The organism is Cupriavidus sp. HY129 (assembly GCF_059492215.1).
This window is the reverse complement of the sequence record NZ_CP083255.1, coordinates 2702114-2722797: the sequence shown is the minus strand read 5'-3', so window position 1 is coordinate 2722797 and position 20684 is coordinate 2702114. Positions and strand designations below refer to the sequence as shown.

The window sequence follows — 20684 nt, the reverse complement described above, 5'->3', positions numbered from 1 at the left end:
GCGGAGTCAGGGGGCAGTTCAGTCAATGCGGTGGCTACCACGCATCCACGTAGCGTCGGGGCGCCTCGTCTCGTGGGGCGGCATCGAGCCCGGCCAGCAACCAGCGCCGCGTTTCGGCTGGATCGATCACTGCATCGATCTCGAGCCCGGCCGCGGCATTGATCGCGTGTCCGCGTTCGTACATCTGCGCCACGAGCTGCTGGTAGAGGGCATCGCGTTCGGGGCCAGCCGGCAGCGCTTCCAGCTCCTTGCGGAAGCCGAGCCGTACCGCGCCTTCCAGTCCCATGCCGCCGAACTCGCCGGTTGGCCAGGAGATGGTGAACGCCGGCGCGCGGAAGCCGCCCGCAGCCATGGCCATCGCGCCCAGGCCGTAGCCCTTGCGCAGCACCACGGCCATGAATGGCACGCGCACCTTGGCGCCCAGCACGAACAGGCGGGACACATGGCGGACCTGCGCGCGGGCTTCGATCTCCGGGCCGACCATAAAGCCCGGCGTATCGATCAGCGAGACGATCGGCAGGCCATGCGTATCGCACAGCTGCATGAATCGCGCGGCCTTGTCCGCGCCGTCTACGTCGATGGCGCCACCCAGGTGGCGCGGGTTGTTGGCGACGATGCCCACGGGTCGGCCTTCGATACGCGCCAGCGCGGTATGCACGCCAGTGCCATAGCCCGCGCGCAATTCGATCACGCTGCCAACATCGGCAATGCCCTGGATCGCGGCACGGGTGTCGTAAACGCGCAGGCGGTTCTCGGGCACCACGCCGCGCAGCATCAGGGCGTCGGGCGCCTCCCAGTCCTGCGTGCGGCCCTGGAACATCGACAGGTAATGCTTCGCCGCGCGCACGGCCTCGGCTTCGTCGTCGACAAGCAGGTCGACCACGCCATTCTGGTACTGCACGGCGGCGGGGCCGATGTCCTCCGGACGATACACGCCAAGGCCGCCGCCTTCGATCATCGCGGGGCCGGCCATGCCGATGTTCGCGTCGCGCGTGGCGATGATCACATCGCTGCAGCCGAGCAGGGCCGCGTTGCCCGCGAAGCACCGGCCAGCGGCGATGCCGATCACCGGCACCTCGCCGCTCAGCGCGGCAAATGCGGCGAAGGACGGCTGGTAGAGGCCGGCGACGGTGGGAAAGTCCACATCGCCGGGGCGTCCGCCGCCGCCTTCCGCGAAGATCACAGTTGGCAGCTTCTGTTCGGCGGCCACCTGCAGGATGCGATCTGTCTTGATGTGGTTGCGCTTGCCCTGCGTGCCCGCCAGGACCGTGGCGTCGTACGCCAGCACCGCGCAGCGCGCGCGCTCCGGTGCGAATCGGGTGCCGTTGATGCGGCCGGTGCCGGTGATCAGGCCATCGGCCGGCGTATTGGCGATCAGGTCCTCGGCGCTGCGTCGGCTGGCCTGCGCGGCTACCGCATAGGCGCCGTACTCGACGAAACTGCCTGCATCGCACAGATCAGCCACGTTCTCGCGCGCGGTGCGCTGGCCGCGCGCATGGCGTTTCGCCACCGCGTCCGGCCGCGCGGCATCATCGAGGAACGCATCGCGATCGCGTACACGCTGCAGATCGGGGCGGATCGCGCGTGGGTCGGCCGCTTCGCTGCGGTGATGCGCGACGCCGGCGTCAGCCACCGGCTCCAGCACGAGCAGGATTTGCCCTTCGATAGTCTGGCCGGCGGCACCGACGCGCACATCGATCACACGCCCCGCGCACTCGGCCGCGATGGTGTGCTCCATCTTCATCGCGTCGAGGATCGCCACGATCTGGCCCGGTTGCACAATGTCGTCTTCCTGAACGCGCATCTCGACCACGCGCCCGTTCATTGGCGCGCGCACTGCAACCAGTCCTTCGTCGATGGCCTCGGCAGTAGCGGTCGGCACCGGCACAGGCACGGGGGCGGTCTGCGTGATACCGATGGAAGCCTGTCGCGCTGCGTCACTGGCCGCCACGCGTTGCGCGGCGGTCAGCAGTTCCGGAAGGATCGCCTCGAAGTGACGCGTATGGACGTGCTGCGTCGCGAAGTCTTCGCGTGCCACCAGGGCGCGCAGCAGGTCGAGGTTGCTTGGCACGCCGTCAACACGGAACTCACCGAGCGCACGCCGCACGCGCCGCACCACGTCTTCGAAACGGGGCGAGGCGGTGCTCACGATCAGTTTGGCCAGCAGGGAGTCATAGCCTGCAGGCGGCGCGTAACCGGTGTAGCCGTGGGTGTCGACGCGAACATCCGGCCCGGTAGGCGGATCGAAGCGTTCGAGCCTTCCCTGCGCCGGGCGCGCCTGGCCCTGCGCATCGGTGGCCTCGGCATTGATGCGTAGCTGAACAGCGAAGCCCCGCGCTGTCGGCGGCGCGGCGGGGTCGAGACCCAGGTCGCGCAGGCTCCGGCCATCGGCAAGGCCAAGCTGGAGGGCAACGAGATCGAGACCCGTCACCTGTTCCGTGATGGTGTGCTCTACCTGCAGACGGGGATTGGCTTCGATGAACACGAAGCCGTGGGGCGTGCCGGCGTCGTCGGTCTCCACCAGGAACTCGAACGTGCCCAGGCTGCGGTAGCCGGTGTGCCTTGCGATTCTGCTGGCGGCCTGCACGATGCGATCGCGCAGGGTGGGTGTCAGCACCGGGCTCGGCGCGATTTCCACCAATTTCTGGAAGCGGCGCTGTAGCGTGCAGTCGCGTTCGCCGAGCGCGATGATCTCGGTCCCATCGCCGATGATTTGCACTTCAATATGGCGCGCGCGTTCGACCAGCCGCTCGGCATAGATCGCTTCGATGCCGAAGGCGCTGCGGGCTTCCGACTGGCAGCGCGCGTAGGCTTCGGGCAGCGCTTCGGCATCGCGGACGACGCGCATCCCGCGTCCACCGCCGCCGCCCACGGCCTTCAGCACGATGCCATTGCCTTGCTGCGCCGCGAAGAACGCGCGGACGTCGTCGAGCGAAGCGCCACCGGGGGTGGCCGGCATCACCGGGACATCGCACTGCGCGGCCAGTTCGAGCGCGCGGCCCTTGTCGCCGAACAGGGCAAGCTGCTCGGGCGTGGGGCCGACGAACGTGATACCTGCTGCCGCGCATGCCTGCGCGAAGTCGGCACGCTCGCTCAGAAAGCCGTAGCCGGGATGGATCGCATCGCAGCCAGCGGCGCGCGCCGCGCCGAGAATGGCGTCGATATCGAGATAGGCGGCCGGACCATTGCCGGGTAGCGCGATGGCTTCATCGGCAAGCTGGCGATGGCGCGATTGCGCGTCGTCGGTGGCGTACACCGCGACAGTGGCAATGCCGAGATCCTGCGCGGCGCGTTGAACCCGCAGCGCGATTTCGCCGCGGTTGGCAATCAGAAGCTTTTTCACTGGCTCGATTCCGTGAGGGATGGATGCGGTACCGCCCGGATGCAAGCCAGAATGTAAGGCGCGTGCGGCAAGGTGCATGCACCCATGGCGCAAGTTTCATGGCGGCCATGCATCGGCTGTATAGCCGCAGCCGCCCTGCGGAATTGCTGCCTGAAGCCGCCTGGAGCGGCCTTGTGCCGCTGCGCCTAGTCGCCTGCGATTCGCTGCGCTGCAGCGATAAAGCGCTGCACATGGCGATCGTCGGTGTCCTGCTGCGTGGCCAGGGCGATGCCGATACGTGCCGCCGGGCGCGGGCTGGACAGGCGCAGAAAGCGCACGCGCCGATTCGTGTAACGCGCCGCCACGCCCGGCACTAGCGCCACGCCCAATCCGCTTTCCACCAGACTGACGATGGTCTGGACCTGCACCGCTTCCTGCGCGATGCGCGGTACGAAACCGGCCTGCTGGCACAGCAGCATCGCCACGGCCTGCAGGTTCGGCACATCGGCACGGGGATGCATGATGAAGGGCTCGTCGGCCAGTGCCTTCAACGCGATGCTCTCCTGCTCGGCAAAACGCCCGTCGGCCGGCACGGCCGCCACGAAGGCGTCGGACTCGAGCGGGGTCAGCGTATAGGGGCCGCTGTTGAGGATCGGAAAGCGTACGAGTCCGGCGTCTAGCTGGCCGTGTTCGATGCGGTCCAGAATCGCGGCCGACGTGGATTCGTGAAGGATCAGGTCGATGCCAGGGTGTGCCGAGCGGAAGGCCGGGATGAGACGGGGAAGCAACGCATAGGTAGCGGAGCCGACAAAGCCGATACGCAGCGCGCCGCGTTCCCCAAGCGCCGCAGACACCGCTGCGGCCCGCGCCTGGCCGGCATGGAACAGGGCCCGGCGCGCATCGTTGAGCGCCGCTTCGCCCGCCTGGGTGAGCCGCACGCCGCGCGTGGTGCGCACAAACAGCGGCGTGCCCAGTGATTCCTCCAGCTTGCGGATCGAAATCGACAACGGGGGTTGCGCCATGTGCAGGCGCTCGGCGGCGCGATGGAAGTTGCCGGTTTCGGCCAGCACGACGAATTGCTGGAGCTGACGTAGATCCATGATGATATCCAATGAATATCGGTTGCTAAAAATCTAATATTAGACGCAATGAGGCCGGCTGCCTTAATCTTGGCCGATCAATACATCGAATCAATACAACAGGAGACACGGTATGCTGCCTCTGTCCGGCATCCGCGTGGTGGATCTGTCGACCGTGGTGATGGGTCCTTACGCCAGCCAGTGGTTGGCCGATCTTGGCGCGGAAGTCATCAAGGTGGAAACGCCCGAAGGCGATTCCACGCGCCGTACCGGCCCGGCGACCGAAGACGGCATGTCCGCGATCTTCCTGGGCGTGAACCGCAGCAAGAAGAGCGTGGTGCTGAACCTGAAGCGCCCGGAGGCGCAGGCGGCGCTGCACCGGCTGCTGGCGTCGGCCGATGTTTTCGTCCACAGCATGCGGCCGCAAAAGCTGGCGAAGCTGGATCTCGATCCCGCCAGCGTCATGGCGCGCCATCCGCAACTGATCTTCGTGAGCCTGCTCGGTTTTGCCGAGGACGGCCCGTACGGTGGCCGTCCCGCGTATGACGACATCATCCAGGGCCTGTGTGGCAACGCGGCGCTGATGGCCGCGCAGACCGGCACCGTGCGCTATTTCCCGACCATCTCGGCGGACAAGACCAGTGGTCTGGTGGCCGCGCTGTCGATCTCGGCTGCGATTGCGGGCCGGGCGCGACAAGGCGGAAAGGGCTCGATGGTCGAAGTGCCGATGTTCGAATCGATGGTGGCCTTCAATATGGTCGAGCATCTGTACGGGCAGCACTTCGAGCCGCCGCGCGGGCCGTCCGGCTATCCGCGTGTGCTGGCACCGCTGCGCCGGCCGTACCAGACCGCGGACGGCTACGTCTGCATGATGCCGTACACCGACGCGCACTGGCGTGACTTCTTCCAGGCGTCGGGGCGCGAGGACCTGGCTGCCGACGCGCGTTTTACCGATATCGCCGCCCGCACGCGCCATATCGAAACGCTCTATGAAATCACTGGCGAACTCGTGCGCGCGCGCAGCACGGCGGACTGGCTGGCCATCTGCGAGCGGCTGCAAATTCCGGTGGCCCGCGTGAACGACCTTCACGAACTCGTTGACGATCCGCACCTGCGCGCGACCGGTTTCTTCGACCAGATCGAAGATCCGTCGATGGGCACGCTGCGTTTTCCCGGCGCGCCAGTGCGCTTCGATGGCGAACGCGCGCGCGCGGCCGTGCCGCCCAGGCTTGGCGAGCACACGCGCGAGATTCTTGCCGCCGCCGGACTTGGCGACGACGAGATCGACCGGCTGCAATCGAATCAGTAGGCCCCGCATCCATCACCGAATTCCCGAGGAGACACCATGACGACTTCACAACCGCAACGCCTGGGCCAGGGCTTCTACTGGCAGGACATCCGCGAAGGGCAGGTTTTCGAGACCTTTAGCCGTACCGTTACCGAGACCGATCTGGTCAACTTCATCTCGGTCACCGGGATGCTCGAAGCGATCTTTATCGAAGAAGGTTACGAGGCTGGCGCCATCAAGGGACGTCCGGTGCCCGCCGCGCTGACGTACTCGCTGATCGAGGGCTTCATCCTGCAAACGATGATCCAGGGCACGGGGCTGGCGATGCTCGAGCTGACGCAGAAGATCCTCGGTCCGGTGGTGGTGGGTGACACGATCCATGCCAGGATCACCGTGACTGGCATTCGTCCGACGTCGAAGAGCGGTCGCGCCGTGGTGGATTCGTCGATCGAGGTGTTCAATCAGCGTAACGAGCTGGTCATGACGTACACGGCGCGACGCCTGCTGGCGGGCCGCTGATCCGGTGGCGTAGCCGCTTTCGCTGTACTTGCCGTACTTGCCGTACTTTCTGGAGGAGACAACCATCATGCCGACACAGAGCAAAAAAGCCGGGCATTCCATTCGTTCGATTCTGCTTGCCGGTTGCGCCTTCGCGCTGACGGCGGCCGTCGCGCTGGCCATTAAGCCGGCCATGGCGGGCGAGTTTCCGGATCATCCGATCCGGCTCGTCGTGCCGTTCCCGCCCGGCGGACCTACCGATCTGGTGTCGCGCGTGATTGCGCGGAAGATGTCCGAGGAGATCGGGCAACAGGTCATCGTAGACAACCGGCCCGGCGCCAACGGCAATATCGCCGGCGAGATGGTGGCCAAGTCCCCGGCTGACGGCTACACGGTGCTGTACAACACGTCGTCGATCGCTTTGAGCCCGGCGCTGTACAAGAAGCTGCCCTATGACGTGAAGCGTGACTTCGCGCCGGTGGCGATGACCGCGATGGTGCCGCTCGTGCTGGAAGTCAACGCGCAGGTGCCGGTGCGCACCGTGCCGGAGTTCGTTGCCTGGCTGAAGGCCAATCCGGGCAAGATGACCTATGGTTCGGCGGGCAACGGCAACGTCACGCATCTGGCGGCTTTCTTGTTCCTGCAGGCCAACGGGCTCGACGCCGCCCATGCGCCGTACAAGGGCAGCGCCCCGGCACTGACCGATCTGGCCAGCGGGCAGGTGCAGTTCATGACCGACACCATCAACTCGTCGCTGCCGTTTATCCGCGACAAGCGGATGCGCGCGCTTGCCGTCACCAGCAGCGCGCGCAGTTCGCAACTCCCGGACGTGCCGACGCTGGCCGAGTCTGGCATGCATGGTTTTGAAGTGGGTGCGTGGCAGGGCATGATGGTGCCCGCGAAGACCTCGCCGGAGATCATCAAGAAGCTCAACAGCGCGGCGCTGAAGGCGCTTGCGGCGCCCGATGTGCGTGCCAGCCTGGCGCTGCAGGGCGCGGAGGTGCGGGCGTCGAGCCCGGAGGCCTATGCGAAGTACGTGGCATCGGAAATCGACCGTTGGCACAAGGTGGTCAAGGACACCGGCGTGACGCTGGATTGAAGCAGCATCAGGCGCTCACCGGGCGCTTACGGAGGTACCGTTTTGAGTTCACTGTTTGGCACGTTCTCGCTGACATCCCTGCCGCCTGAGGCGTTGGCGTTCCGGCGCGAGGTGAAGGCATTCCTGGCCGAGCATCTGCCGGATCTTCCCGCCGATGTCCGCGCGCGATCGTGGATGGGATTCGACGCCGCGTACAGCCGCGCGCTTGCGCAACGTGGGTGGGTTGGCGTCACGCTGCCAGCGCGGTTCGGCGGTGCGGGGCTCGATGCGTTCTCGCGCTTCGTGCTGGTGGAGGAACTGCTCGCCTGCGGCGCGCCGGTTTCCGCGCACTGGATTGCCGATCGCCAGAGTGGCCCGTTGATCCTGCGCTACGGCAGCGATGCCCAACGCGAGTTCTATCTGCCGCGTATCTGCCGGGGCGAGGCGTTCTTCTGCATCGGCATGAGCGAGCCCAATTCGGGGTCCGATCTGGCCAGCGTGGCCACGCGTGCGGTGCCGCAGCCAGGTGGCGGCTGGCGCCTGAACGGCCGCAAGATCTGGACGACCAACGCGGATCGCTGCCACTACATGCTCGCGCTGGTGCGAACGTCGGGCGAGGCTGGAGACCGGCAGAAGGGGTTGTCGCAGGTGATCGTTGACCTGTCCCTGCCGGGCGTGACGGTTCGGCCGATCCATGATCTGAGCGGTGATGCGCATTTCTCGGAGGTCAGCTTCGAGGACGTGCTGCTGCCAGCCGACGCGCTGATCGGCAACGAAGGCGCGGGCTGGGAACAGGTCAACGCGGAACTGGCATTCGAGCGCAGCGGCCCCGAGCGGCTGTACTCGAGCGTGGTGCTGCTCGATGCCTGGGTGGCTGCGCTCCGTCGTCTGCCCGCAGTGCGCCGCGATGCGGTCACGATCGGCGGGATTGTCGGCCGGCTGGCGACGCTACGGGCGATGTCCGTGGCCGTGACGGCGCGGCTGGCTGCCGGAGAAAGCCCGTTGGTGGAGGCCGCATTGGTCAAGGATCTCGGCACCGGCCTGGAGCAGTCGATCGGCGCGTTGGCCGAAGCGGCGCTGGGCGATGATCCGGAGCTGGCGATGGATGCGGAGCTGGTTCGCACCGCTGCCTATGTCAGCCAGATTTCGCCAACCTATTCGCTGCGCGGTGGTACGCGAGAGATCCTTCGCGGCATGATCGCCCGCGGCCTGGGCCTTCGCTAAGAGGCGCTATCAAAAAGATTCTGGCGTCGTTGCGCGGCCTTGGCCGATCCACTTGTACTGTCTGCGGCCGCGCGTCTAGCCAGAACCGCTTCGCTTCATTTTGATAGCGCCTCTAAGGGACACAGGGACACAGGGATGCAGGGACGCTAGTGATGCTGAGGGACGCTTAAGGGATTAAGGAAGCACCATGTACAACGAATACTCGGAAGCACTGGAAGCGCTACTAGGCGATCACTGCACGCCCGCTGTCGTGCGACAGATCGAGTCCGGCGGCAGTGGCGCAGATCTCTGGCGCTTGCTCGATGACAGCGGTTTCGCGGACAGCTTGCTGCCGGAAGCCGGATTGAGCCTGGCGGACGTCGCGCCGATGCTGTTCGTGATGGGCCGGCATGTGCTCCCGGTGCCGTTGGCGCAGACGATGTTTGCGCGTGCCGTGCTGCGGATGGCGGGCGTAGGTGTGCCGGAGGTGCCGGAGGGACCGATTGCGCTGGCCGATCTCGACGGCGCGCAACGCACGCACGTGCCGTGCGGCGCTACGGCAACGTGGTTTCTGGTGCAGGACGGCGCCCAGGCGGCGCTCGTCCATCGCGATGCCGTGGCGCTTTCGCCCACTGGCGTGAGGGATGACCTGACGCTGTCGCTCGGGGGATGTGCCGCGCCACGCTTTCCATTACCGGCTGGGCTGTTGCGTTCGGTGGGCGCGTGCCTGCACGCGGTGCAAATGGCGGGTGCAATGTCGAGCGTATTCGACTTGACGCTGCAATACGCCAACGACCGGGCGCAGTTCGGTCGCAACATCGGCAAGTTCCAGGCGATCCAGCATCAGATCAGCGTGATGGCGGAGCAGGTGGCGGCGGTGCGTATGGCGGCACAGATCGCTTGCGCGGCCGACGGCTGGCAACCTGACCGGCTGCGTGCGGCCATCGGCAAGTTCAATGCGAGCGATGCGGTGACGGCCGTGACGTCGATCGCCCACGCGGTGCATGGCGCGATTGGTGTGACGGCGGAGTACGACCTGCAACTCTACACGCGCCGGCTGCACGCGTGGCGGTTGGCGGATGGGTCGGAGCGGTACTGGGCGCGCGAACTTGGCGAGGCGACCTGTGAGGCCGACGGCCTGACCGTGGACCTGATACGCGAGTGGAGCGGCGAGGCAGCGTAGCCGCAGGGACGGCGATGGCCCTCTCCCCGCGGGAGCAGGCCGCCGCCGATCCCTGGTGTGCTTTACACGATCGTGTCGACCACACCGCCGTCGACGCGCAGGGCCGCGCCGGTGGTGGCGGACGCCTGTGGCGAGCAGACGTAGACGATCATGTTGGCCACCTCCTCGACACTGGCCGCGCGCTGGATGATCGACGTGCTGCGGTGTGCCTTGACGAACTCGGCCGCCACTTCCTCGGCGCTCTTGCCGGATTTCGCGATTTCATCCTTGAGCATGGCCGTCACGCCTTCGGATAGCGTCGGGCCGGGCAGCACGGCGTTCACCGTGACGCCGGTGCCTGCCATCCGCTTGGCCAGACCGCGCGAGACTGCCAACTGCGCGGTCTTGGTAAAGCCGTAGTGGATCATCTCGACCGGAATGTTGATGCCAGACTCAGAGGCGATAAACACGATGCGGCCCCATTTGCGCTCGGCCATGCCCTTGGCATAGGCGCGCGAGAGGCGTACGCCGGACAGCACGTTGACGTCGAAGAAGCGTGTCCAGTCGCTGTCCGGAATATCGAAGAAATCCTTCGGCTCGAAGATGCCGAGGTTGTTGACGAGGATGTCGACAGCCGGGTGGGTCTTGACGAGGGTGTCGCAGACGGCAGCGTCGGTCAGGTCGCCTGCGAATCCGGTGGCCTGGGCGGTGGGATAGGATTTCTTCAGCGATGCCAGCGCGTTATCGACCGAGGCCTGACTACGGCCGTTGACGATCACGTGGGCGCCAGACTCGGCCAGTCCGCGCGCCGTGGCAAAGCCGATGCCGGCGGTGGAACCGGTGACCAGGGCGGTCTTGCCCGACAGATCGATGTTCATGGCGACTCCATTTCGTTGGAAGGTGAGCCCTTGGCCGCTACGGCAGGGCAACCCGTCAAGTGTATGAAGCCGCCGGCGAACTGCAAGCCGGGCCTGTGGAATGCTGCGTTCCGCCCGTGAAAGGAAACGGCAATGAAACGGGAACTGCGCCGGGGTCAGGTGAGCCACCGGCGGGTGACGTGGCCAGCCCTTGTTTTTGTGTACCGGCTATTCCTTCACCGTTCCGGCCACGTGCAGAATCCGGTTCCGCACCACGGCGATTGCCTGCTTGAGGGCGTAGACGTCCTGAAAATAGCGCTGCGGCATCCGTATCTGACTGGCGTGCGCATCGATCTGCTCGATTTCCTCGCGCCACTGCGCAATCTGGTGCCGCGTTGGCCGCTCGCTTTTCCAGATTTCATCTTCCAGCGCCTTGATCTCCCGATACCAGACCACGAGCCGGCCTTTGATCCGCGACTCCGCGAAGCGCGGCAGGGCCTGCAACAGGCCCAATAGCAGGGCCATGAAGGGGAGCAGGATCAGCAGCCGTCTTTCGACAAAGCTGGCCAGCCAGAAGGGCAGGTATCGCTGCAGGAAAGGACGCCCCGACTTGAAGAAGCGCGTGCTTTCCTCCGAAACGGGGAACTCGTTGGTGTTCAGGTTGGGAAACGTGCCGAGCGGCGTGAAGTAGTCTTCGCCGCCGTGGACGGTCTTGGCGGCTTCCAGCAGCAGGTACACCAATGCGGGGTGCATGGTGTCCTTGGATACGAGCAGGGCTTTGGCGGCCAGCAGCGTGACGTCGGCCTGCGGAAGATCGTTGACGATGCTGGTCGAGGCACGCGGGAAGACGATCTTCGAGAGCGACGGGAATTTCTGCACCAGCGCATCGGCCTGGGCAAAGCTCATCAGCTTCAGGTCGCTGTTCAATAGCGTCTGCTGCATCTCCGCATCCGGCCTGCCGATGAAGAACGCGGCGTCCACCTGCCCATCCTTGAGGCCCTGGTAGGCCGCATTGGCGTCCATTTGCAGCAGCGTGGTATTGGCAGCGGTAATGCCGCTATGCGCGAGCAGGATCCGGGAGACTTCGAGTAGCCCGCTGCCCGGAACGCCAATGGAGACTTTCTTCCCTTGCAGTTGGGACAGTCGGTCCATCCTGGCGGCGCCGCGATAGAACACCCAGATCGGTTCATAGGCGACGGCGGCAATGGTCTGCAGCCCGTCGGTATCGCTCGGGCTGACCGTGCCCGACTGGATGAACCCCACCTCGTACGCACTATCCGGATTCTTCAGCCGTTCGTAGTTCTCGATCGAACCGGAAGAACTGCGGATCTCGAGCTTGATGCCGTCGCGTTTCAGGATGGCCGCGTAGCGATCCGCGAAACCTTGATAGATGCCCTTGTCCGCGCCGGTGGTGATGATGATCGTATGCTGGATGGCGGGCCGGATGACAGCTACCAGTGACCAGCCAAGTGCAACCAGCAGCAGTAAGCCTCCAGCAATAAGAAGTCGCCGGCGGCCCGCCGACATGGGCGGATTCTGACTGCGGCGAAGCGCCGGATCGCGCCTAGACATTGGTCACCCGATAACAGAAAGAAAGCACTCCCGCTGCAGCAACGCCGAGTATCGCTGATGACATGGCGAGTTTTGTAATTTTTGGATTTTCTACGATACCAGATTGTTGTATCGCGGCTCAAACGACCTCACTCGGCAGCTCGATCCGGGAGCAAGAAAAAAGGCCGCATGAATGCGGCCTTCTCTTCGTGCGATGCCGCTCAGTGGAAGAGCTTCATTGCCTGGGTGATCGTGTTGGATACGCCCCAGACCAGCGGCACCAGCACATACAGCCAGAAGATGGCCAGCAGGCCTTTGCTGGTGGGGTGGGCTTTCACTTGTGAATTGTCCATGTGCATCTCTCCGTCGGGCGGTCAGTGGGCTGCGCTGGCATTGCCGGCAAGGCTGGATACATCGGCTTCGCTCATGTGGTGCCTGTCGCTGACGCGCGCCACCAGCAGATTGCAGATGAAGCCGACCACGAGCAGGGCCGCCATGATGTGCAGTGTCATCGTGTATGCGTCGGCGCCGGTCACGCCGTGCGCGACCTGGTACTCGCGGATGTAGTTCACGAGCACCGGGCCGGCGATACCCGCGGCGGCCCAGGCCGTCAGCAGGCGACCGTGGATGCCGCCCACGAAGGCGGTGCCGAACATGTCGGCCAGGTAAGCCGGGATCGTGGCGAAGCCGCCGCCGTACATCGACATGATCACGCAGTAGGCCAGCACGAAGAGCGCGATGTTGCCGCTTGCGCCAAGCTGTGGCACCAGCCAGTACAGGACAGCGCCCAGCGCGAAGAATACGAAGTAGGTGTTCTTGCGGCCGATCCAGTCAGAGGACGAAGCCCAGAAAAAGCGGCCGCCCATATTGAACAGCGACAGCAGGCCAACGAAGCCGGCTGCTGCTGCGGCGGTCACGCTGCCCTTGAAGCTCTCCTGAATCATCAGCGATGCCTGGCCCAGCACGCCGATGCCGGCCGTCACGTTCAGGAACAGCACCAGCCACAGCAGGTAGAACTGGGACGTCTTCAGGGCCTGGTCGATGTGCACGTGATTACGCGTGATCATCTTGCTGGCGGTGGTGGGCGGGGTCCAGCCAGCCGGCTTCCAGCCCGGGGCGGGCACACGGATGGCCAGCGAGCCGATCAGCATCGACACGAAGTAGCCGATGCCCATGACCACGAAAGTCTGGGCCACACCGACCGACGTAGCGGTCTTGAAGGTGTTCATCAGCGCCACGGACAGCGGCGCGGCGATCATCGCGCCGCCGCCGAAGCCCATGATCGCCATGCCGGTGGCCATGCCGCGACGGTCCGGGAACCAGCGAATCAGCGTGGACACGGGCGATACATAGCCCAGGCCCAGTCCGATGCCGCCCAGCACGCCGTAACCGAGATAGAGCAGGGCGATCTGGTGCGTGTAGATACCCAATGCGGAGACCAGGAACCCGCTGCCAAAGCAGCAGGCGGCGGTGAACATCGTCAGGCGCGGACCCACGCGCTCGAGCCATTTACCGGCGAATGCAGCGGAAATGCCAAGGAAGAAGATCGCCAGCGAGAAAATCCAGCCAAGCGTGGTCAGTTTCCAGTCATCGGGTGCTGACTCGGTAATGCCGATTACCCTCGAAAGCGGTACGTTGAATACCGAGAATGCATAGGCCTGGCCGATGCAAAGGTGAACCGCCAGCGCGGCGGGCGGGACCATCCAGCGGGAAAATCCCGGCTTGGCGTAGGTCGCTTCCTTGGAAAAGAACGGGGCCGGGCCATAGGCCGGGCTGCTGCCTTGATTCATCACACTGCTCATCGAGCGTTCTCCAGACGAGGGTCCTGGGCAACCGTTCCGCTTGCAGCATGGCGCGCCGGCGGGTCTGGGTGGCCCAGCCGGTTGACCCGTCACGCCGCGGTCGGATTACCCCCAGATGTGTCGACGCACCGGGTGTTGGACATATTTATGGCCCGGACTGGTCGACGCTTGCTACCACACTACAAATCGGAAATGGGATTGCGCTGCGGGTAATGGCGCCGCGGCAACTGGCGCGAGCGAGTGCCGGCGGATCCGGCAGTCGGTGTGGCGAGAGACGCGAGGCGTCCCGGGATGAAATGGCTCATTATTTTTCCGTCGGGGGCGAGCAGTCATTGTTCTGACCAACAATGACTACCGTGGAAAATGTTATGTGCGCTGAACCTTAGCCGTGTCGATCGCTGACTTCAATAGGTTTTCGAGGACATATTCCCTACCAACGGCACTTTCGATGTGATGCATGAAAAACGTCGGCGCGGCACGATATTCACCGTGTGGTTTTTGCGACAGCGTTGAATAATGTGTGGACGGCATATACGGCCATAGATGCCCTATTGATAGGACAAATTGTCACGAATGCGTCATGTGCGACGCCTACGATCTGTGCCGTGGCGGTTTTCCTCTGCCATGGAAAGACAAGCCGGTCACCAGCGATGGGTGCAAACGGGCGACAAGTGGGTGTCGCACGGACCGGCGAATTGACACGCCGCGGCCGGCCAATGGTCGCGGCATTTTTTTTGCGCCCGGGAAGGTCAGCCGAACGTCAGAAGGCTTCGTTGATCTGGAAGTAGGCGCCCTTCGTCTGGCGACCGACACCGACATCGAACCGGACATTGACCCGCGGCTTGAACTCGAAGCGGTAGCCCACGCCGCCATTCGGTAGCCAGTGGGCCGACGTCAGCCCGCCGGGGTTGCCGGCGATGGCGCCAGTGGCGAGCCAGAACACCATGCCCTGCCGGCCCACGATGTGCCAGCGGTATTCCACCTGGGCGGTCAGCATCGCCTTGTCCCGATACTGGCCCATGAAGTAGCCGCGCATGTGCTTGTTGTCACCGAGAATCGACATCATGCTCCACGGCACATCGCCCCAGTTGAACTTGCCGTAGATGTCGAACGCCAGCACGTCCCGCTCACGCATACGGAAGTAGCGGTCGTAGGTGAGTTCCAGCGATTCGAAATCGGTGTCGCTGCCCAGCGCGCGCCGGTAGACAGTGCCGTTCAGCAGCAGCGCTTGCCCCTTGTACGGATTGGGCAGGAAGTCTCGCGTGTCGTACGAAAAATGGGCGGTCAGGCCGCTGCTGAGCACGCGAGTGCCGTGCGGGTCGGTGGCCAGCGCGCTGTTCGCGCCGCGATCCAGGTGCGTTGCGTCGTCGTACTCGACGTCGACGCCGCCGCCAATATAGGTGTTGGGCTGCACGCGCATCATGACCCGGGGCTTGAACACGACGCCGCGACGCGTATAGCCCTCCTTGTTGGCGTCGTTGACCGCGTTGTCGTATCCGATGCCCCAGTACGACGTGGGTATATTGATCAGCGCGCCGGAAAACACGAAGCGGTAACTGTCGTCGGCGAAGAACGTGTTGTTGTCCACGCCGATACCCAGGGCCCCCGTGGTGGTGGCGAAGCCATGGATGTTGACGGTGGAGAGCTGTGTATCTTCCTCGGCGTTCTTCGGTTTGTAGAGGCCGATGGCCGCGGCGCCGATGCCGAAACCCATCTCCGGGTTATAAAAAGGACCCGGTAACACGCCCCAGTCGATGCCGTGGCTCAGGTCTACCTGCTTCGAGGCGCCGAGCTTGTTAAGGATCTTGTCTATCCAGCCTACGTGTTCCGGGTCCTGCGCCGGCTCGCTCGACTGCGCGGCCGCGTTCGCGGCGGCCAGGGCAAGAGCGAGCGGGATAACCAGGGGCGTGCGCATCGTCGTCAGAACCGGAGGAAGCCAGTAGCAATCACGTAGTTGCGGTTATACCCGTAACCGATCTCCAGCAGTAAGCCGACGCCGCGGTTGATTGCCCAGCTCGCGCCCACGGATCCGCTCCAGGGCCCAGTGACCTGCTCGGCCATCTGGTAGTTCAGGCGGGTAGTCTGGCCGCTGCCGCACCGCCGCCGCCCGCGGTCCAACCGTGGGCGGCAAGCGGCAGGCAGCCGATTCGTCCGCCGAGTACTCCCATCGCGTGCGCATTCCCTTGGTCCGGTCAAGATGCACGATCTTTACCGAATGCCGCCCTGGATCGAAGTGAATGTTTTCGATAGGCGACATGAGGAAATCCAGATCCCAATCCGCACCCGACGGCGCGGCGACCATGCGTTCAGGTCGCAGCCTGAGTCACGAAGCGGATTGGCGCTTGTATCGCCGCAGATGGGCGATGGACTAGGGCTGATCGGTGTCAGTCAGCTCGACTGCGCAGGAGTGGTAGCGGTGGCCGGAGTGGCCGAAACCTTCGGCGTGCTGGCCGCGGCGGTGTCGCAGGCCGGGCGGGTGACTTGCTGTCGCTGCCGGGCCTCGGCGCGACCGCGCTCGATCACGGCAAAGTCGGGGCCGGCAACGGCTGACAGCGAGGCAAGGAGGGAGGCTGCGCCACACAGGGCGAGCAGGGCGGACTTCATCAGAAAACTCCGACGGGTGGGAAAAACCATGCCCAGAATGATCCGCGCCTTCCGCCATAGCGTCCAAGACCGGATCGTTATTCGGGCGATAGGCTGGGCCAATAGTTGACGATGAGGCCAACCATTGCGCAGCGGGCCAGCCCAAGGACTTCCGCTACCGCTGGCACCTACGACCGGAACATGATTTGCGCGGCGATCACAAGGACCATGAAGTACACGAATAGCAGTCCGCAGAGCGAAAACGCCACCGTGCAGAGCGTGTCCATCGCCCGATGGGGGTCTGAGAATCGTTCCTTCAGCCAGTTGTTCATATCAATCTCCAGAAGTCGGAGAGTCTAAGAACGCACGCGCCCTACGGCGAGTAAACTTGTGTTTCCAATTTCGCCAAGCGCATTACATTTGTTGTCGCGATGCATCGGCGGCGGTGTTCGCCGACGATGACCGTGGCAAACACCGACTCGGAGCACTGCGCGGCTCAGCGCATCTTGCCGAGGATGGCCTGCATCTCGGTGGCATCGAATGCCCGAAGCGTCTGGGTGTGAACGTTGCCAAGCGCGCCGACGCTCAGCCCGAACGCCGTCACCACGGTGTCATCCTGTGCCTCCAGCGTCAGCACGACGTCGTATTTGCCCAGTGTCCAGAACACATCCTTCACTTGCACGCCAAGTTGCGCGCCCAGTTCACGCACGGCGGCGGCGCGTTTGGTCGTTTCCTTGACAGTGCGGATGCCCTGATCGGTGAAGCTTGCCAGCACGATGTAGCGGGTCATGGTGAGTCTCCGGCAACAAGTGGATGGGCGCCGTCGGCGCAGCGCCGGGTGTGGGCGTGAACCCCATCCGGCAGGGAGAGCGTGGGGACGGTGGTTCAGGGATTCAGCGCGAATTCGCGCGGCGCTTCGTCGTTCACCCGAAGACGATGGCGGTGACGGCGCTCGCCTGGAAGATTCGGCAAAACAGCCTGAGCAATGCCGAAAGCACGCAATTTGCGAACCACTGGCGACCGGATGCGGTTCGTGGTCATCCCATGCTCATTTCGGGGAACGCGATCCCGTGGTGTGGCGCGAGGTGTTGCAAAAATGAAGCGCCTTCCGCGCGGCAACGCGGCCTGTTGCCATTGCCATGTAACGAATGCGCAGCAACATGGCTGCCATTCTGGGTTGGCCAAGAATGTCTTTCAGAAGAATCAAGTAGTAATCTTCCTGCCACATTTCTCATGCATCCTCCAGTCCGTCTCAAACAGGGAGGACACCATAATGAGAAGGATTTCCGTACTCGCGGCAGCCGCCATGTCGGTCGCCCTCGCGGCCTGCGGCGGCGATGACAACAACGCCGCGGCGTCGAATGGCAACAACGGCAGCAACGGTGGCACGACGCCGCCGATCGAGCAGCCACAAGGCGGCGCCACGCCGACCAAGAACGTCGTGTTTTTCCTCGGCGACGGCATGGGCATGACGACGCTGACCGCCGCGCGCATCTACAAGGTGGGCGAGGAAGGCGATCTGACGATCGACACGATGCCGGAAAGCGGCTTCGTCCGTACGTACTCGAACGACGCCCAGGTCACGGACAGCGCCCCGTCGATGGCCGCCTACATGACCGGCGTGAAAATGAACAACGAAGTCATCTCGATGACTCCGGAAACGAGCGCCGTGGACGCCAACGGCAAGGCCTACGTGTCGGGCGCTGACAGCACCTGCCCGGCGACGGGCAACGGCAAGAGCGTGCCGACGCTGCTCGAGCAGATGAAGGCTGCCGGCTACGGCACGGGCGTGGTCACCACCACGCGTATCACGCACGCCACGCCGGCGGCCACCTACGCCCACATCTGCCACCGCGACGGCGAGAACGCCATCGCTGCGCAACTGGTACCGAAGGGCGCTGGCTTCAACGGCGCGCTGACCGATGGCGTCGACGTGATCTTCGGCGGCGGCCGCCAGCACTTCCTGGCTACGGCCGCAGGCGGCAAGCGTACCGACGGCCGCGATCTGGTCGGCGAGTTCAAGACGGCTGGCTATAGCTACGCTGCCAGCAAGTCGGACTTCGACAAGATCACGGCCAGCTCCGCCAAGGTGGTGGGTCTGTTCAACGCGAGCCACATGGATTACGACCTCGATCGCGATCCGGCGAAGGAGCCGAGCCTGGCAGAAATGACCGGCAAGGCCATCGACGTGCTGGCTGCCAAGAAGAAGGGCTTCTTCCTGATGGTGGAAGGCGGCCGTATCGACCACGCGCTGCACGAGACCACCGCCCGCAAGGCGCTGCAGGACACCGCCGCATTCGACGACGCGATCAAGGCTGCCATCGACAAGCTCAACGTCATCGACCCGGGCCTGAAGAACACGCTGATCGTCGTCACCGCCGACCATGACCACACCCTGGTCCTGAACGGCTACGCCAAGCGCACGGGCAAGACCAGCGATGCCAACCCCGGCGTGCTGGGTCTGGTCAAGGACTACGTGACTGGTTCGGCCAAGCTCGATTCGACCGGCAACCCGTTCTCGATCATCGGCTTCGGCAATGGCGAGAACCGTCCGGCCACGCGTACCGCGCTGACCGATGTGCAGGTCTTCGACAAGACCTATCACCAGGAAGCTGTGATTCCGATGCCCGCGGGTGGTGAAACCCACGGTGGCACCGATGTGTTCATCGGCGCCATGGGCAACGGGGCCACCAGCTTCACCGGTGTGATGGACAACATCGAGGTGTTCGGCCTGATCAAGAAGGCAATCGGACTCTGAGCCAACCCGCCATCACCGCACAACGGAATATCGACATGAAAATTACTACCCGTATCGGAATGCTGGCGGCCGCGGCGGCCAGCGCTTGCCTGACGATGCCCGCGGCGCACGCCGCTGGCGAGGCCAAGAACGTCATCTTCTTCCTGGGCGACGGCATGGGCCCCGCCACCGTTACCGCATCGCGTATCTACAAGTACGGCGAATCGGGCAAGCTGACGATGGAATCGCTGAAGCGCACCGCGCGCATCAAGACGTTCTCCAACGACGCGCAAACCACCGACAGCGCACCGTCGATGGCTGCCTACATGACCGGCGTGAAGATGAACAACGAGGTCATCTCGATGTCCCCGGACACGAAGGCGACCGCGCCGGGCACAGACGGCAACGGCAACAAGACCATCAACAACTGCCTGCCGACCAACGGTACTTCGGTGCCGACGCTGCTGGAACTGGCCAAGGCGCGCGGCAAGGCGACCGGCGCCATCACCACGACCGAGCTGACGCACGCCACGCCGGCCGCCACGTACTCGCACATCTGCCATCGCGATGCGCAGTACGACATCGCCGCGCAAGCGGTGCCGGGCGGCGCGGGTTTCAACACGGCGCTGGGTGACGGTGTCGACGTGCTGATGGGCGGCGGACGCAACCACTGGACGCCGTTTGACGCCACGACCAACAAGAAGGGCCGTGCCGATGGCCGCAATCTGCTGACGGAGTTCTCCGCCAAGGGCTACGCCGTGGCCGCCACGCGCGACCAGATGATGCAGGCCAGCGGCAACAAGCTGATTGGTCTGTTCAGCACGACGAGCCATCTCGAGTACGAGATCGACCGCGTGGCGGGCAAGGGCGAAGGCGCTACCCAGCCGAGCCTGGCCGACATGACCGCCAAGGCGATCGAGCTGCTGTCGAAGAACGGCAACGGCTACTTCCTGATGGTCGAGGGTGGCCGTATCGACCACGCGCTGCATGGCACCAACGCCAAGCGCGCGCTGGAAGACACCATCGCCTTCGACGACGCCATCAAGCGCGCGCTGTCGATGGTCGATCTGTCGAACACGATCATCGTGGTCACCGCCGATCACGATCACACGATGACGATCAACGGCTACTCGCACCGCGGCAACCCGATCCTGGCCACGGCCACCGACTACAAGACCAAGAAGACCGCCCTGGCGGCCGACGGTCTGCCCTACACCACGCTGGTGTTCGGCAACGGTGGCACCCCGCGCAAGGCTACCCGCGACAACCCGTCGCTGGTGGACACCACCGCCAATGACTATCTGCAGGAAGTTGGCGTGAACCTGGGTTCCCCGGGTGCCGAAACGCACGGTGGCGGCGATGTGATGCTGTTCTCCACCGGCCCCGGCAGCGCGCCGTTGAAGGGCACCCTCGACAACACCAAGGTGTTCGGTGTGGTCAAGTCGGCCCTGGGTCTCTGATCCTAGTCGTACCCGACACGGGCACTTCACGTGCCCGTGCCATGACGCACGCCGGTTCGCCGGC

Annotated in this window: 19 protein-coding genes; 7 read left to right on the top strand and 12 right to left on the bottom strand. The window is 64.5% G+C overall.

All coding sequences use genetic code 11. The features are described from left to right. Positions 1 to 34: 34 nt before the first annotated feature. Both K6G35_RS28550 and K6G35_RS28545 read right to left on the bottom strand, forming a co-directional pair. Entirely contained in the window at positions 35 to 3343 is a 3309-nt protein-coding gene (locus K6G35_RS28550; RefSeq protein ID WP_495676744.1) for an acetyl-CoA carboxylase family protein, read from the bottom strand. 185 nt (positions 3344 to 3528) lie between these two features. After that, entirely contained in the window at positions 3529 to 4422 is an 894-nt protein-coding gene (locus K6G35_RS28545) for a LysR family transcriptional regulator (protein WP_008644346.1), read from the bottom strand. A gap of 112 nt (positions 4423 to 4534) precedes the next feature. Between K6G35_RS28545 and K6G35_RS28540 the strand changes: the two genes are divergently transcribed. From K6G35_RS28540 to K6G35_RS28520, 5 genes are all read left to right on the top strand, one after another. Continuing rightward, the gene (locus K6G35_RS28540) at positions 4535 to 5710 is read left to right on the top strand and encodes a CaiB/BaiF CoA transferase family protein (protein WP_008644345.1); all 1176 of its coding nucleotides are present in this window, start codon (positions 4535 to 4537) and stop codon (positions 5708 to 5710) included. A gap of 36 nt (positions 5711 to 5746) precedes the next feature. Then, the gene (locus K6G35_RS28535; RefSeq protein ID WP_008644344.1) at positions 5747 to 6208 is read left to right on the top strand and encodes a MaoC family dehydratase; all 462 of its coding nucleotides are present in this window, start codon (positions 5747 to 5749) and stop codon (positions 6206 to 6208) included. A 67-nt stretch (positions 6209 to 6275) separates the two neighbouring features. After that, complete coding sequence (locus tag K6G35_RS28530) at positions 6276 to 7286, top strand: Bug family tripartite tricarboxylate transporter substrate binding protein (protein ID WP_008644343.1); 1011 nt, start codon at positions 6276 to 6278, stop codon at positions 7284 to 7286. Positions 7287 to 7328: 42 nt separating this feature from the next. After that, entirely contained in the window at positions 7329 to 8489 is a 1161-nt protein-coding gene (locus K6G35_RS28525) for an acyl-CoA dehydrogenase family protein (protein WP_495676743.1), read from the top strand. A 187-nt stretch (positions 8490 to 8676) separates the two neighbouring features. Further along, positions 8677 to 9651: an acyl-CoA dehydrogenase family protein gene (locus K6G35_RS28520; protein ID WP_495676742.1), complete on the top strand. Its 975-nt coding sequence runs from the start codon at positions 8677 to 8679 to the stop codon at positions 9649 to 9651. Between the two features lie 62 nt (positions 9652 to 9713). Here the strand turns inward: K6G35_RS28520 and K6G35_RS28515 are convergent, their stop codons facing one another. From K6G35_RS28515 to K6G35_RS28470, 10 genes are all read right to left on the bottom strand, one after another. Further along, complete coding sequence (locus K6G35_RS28515) at positions 9714 to 10508, bottom strand: SDR family NAD(P)-dependent oxidoreductase (protein WP_008644332.1); 795 nt, start codon at positions 10506 to 10508, stop codon at positions 9714 to 9716. 207 nt (positions 10509 to 10715) lie between these two features. Next, on the bottom strand, positions 10716 to 12014 hold the full coding sequence (locus K6G35_RS28510; RefSeq protein ID WP_008644330.1) for a TAXI family TRAP transporter solute-binding subunit: 1299 nt from the start codon (positions 12012 to 12014) through the stop codon (positions 10716 to 10718). A 245-nt stretch (positions 12015 to 12259) separates the two neighbouring features. Next, entirely contained in the window at positions 12260 to 12391 is a 132-nt protein-coding gene (locus K6G35_RS28505; RefSeq protein ID WP_008644328.1) for an MFS transporter small subunit, read from the bottom strand. Positions 12392 to 12412: 21 nt separating this feature from the next. After that, on the bottom strand, positions 12413 to 13840 hold the full coding sequence (locus K6G35_RS28500) for an L-lactate MFS transporter (RefSeq protein ID WP_008644327.1): 1428 nt from the start codon (positions 13838 to 13840) through the stop codon (positions 12413 to 12415). Positions 13841 to 14600: 760 nt separating this feature from the next. Further along, a complete protein-coding gene (locus K6G35_RS28495) occupies positions 14601 to 15755 on the bottom strand; it encodes a BamA/TamA family outer membrane protein (protein ID WP_495676741.1) in 1155 nt (384 codons plus the stop codon). A 473-nt stretch (positions 15756 to 16228) separates the two neighbouring features. Continuing rightward, positions 16229 to 16474: a hypothetical protein gene (locus K6G35_RS28490; protein WP_234707024.1), complete on the bottom strand. Its 246-nt coding sequence runs from the start codon at positions 16472 to 16474 to the stop codon at positions 16229 to 16231. Between the two features lie 137 nt (positions 16475 to 16611). Next, complete coding sequence (locus K6G35_RS28485) at positions 16612 to 16755, bottom strand: hypothetical protein (protein WP_160172198.1); 144 nt, start codon at positions 16753 to 16755, stop codon at positions 16612 to 16614. A 164-nt stretch (positions 16756 to 16919) separates the two neighbouring features. Next, positions 16920 to 17213 (bottom strand): GYD domain-containing protein, encoded by a 294-nt coding sequence (locus K6G35_RS28480; RefSeq protein WP_008644323.1) that lies wholly within the window; start codon positions 17211 to 17213, stop codon positions 16920 to 16922. 95 nt (positions 17214 to 17308) lie between these two features. Continuing rightward, the gene (locus tag K6G35_RS28475) at positions 17309 to 17464 is read right to left on the bottom strand and encodes a hypothetical protein (RefSeq protein WP_495676740.1); all 156 of its coding nucleotides are present in this window, start codon (positions 17462 to 17464) and stop codon (positions 17309 to 17311) included. 7 nt (positions 17465 to 17471) lie between these two features. Further along, positions 17472 to 17651, bottom strand: coding sequence for a hypothetical protein (locus tag K6G35_RS28470; RefSeq protein ID WP_495676739.1), 180 nt, complete (start codon positions 17649 to 17651; stop codon positions 17472 to 17474). A 45-nt stretch (positions 17652 to 17696) separates the two neighbouring features. Here K6G35_RS28470 and K6G35_RS28465 point away from each other — a divergent pair, with 45 nt between their 5' ends. Together K6G35_RS28465 and K6G35_RS28460 are read left to right on the top strand one after the other, a co-directional pair. Continuing rightward, a complete protein-coding gene (locus K6G35_RS28465; RefSeq protein ID WP_495676738.1) occupies positions 17697 to 19181 on the top strand; it encodes an alkaline phosphatase in 1485 nt (494 codons plus the stop codon). Between the two features lie 35 nt (positions 19182 to 19216). Beyond that, complete coding sequence (locus K6G35_RS28460) at positions 19217 to 20620, top strand: alkaline phosphatase (RefSeq protein WP_008644319.1); 1404 nt, start codon at positions 19217 to 19219, stop codon at positions 20618 to 20620. Positions 20621 to 20684 lie beyond the last annotated feature (64 nt).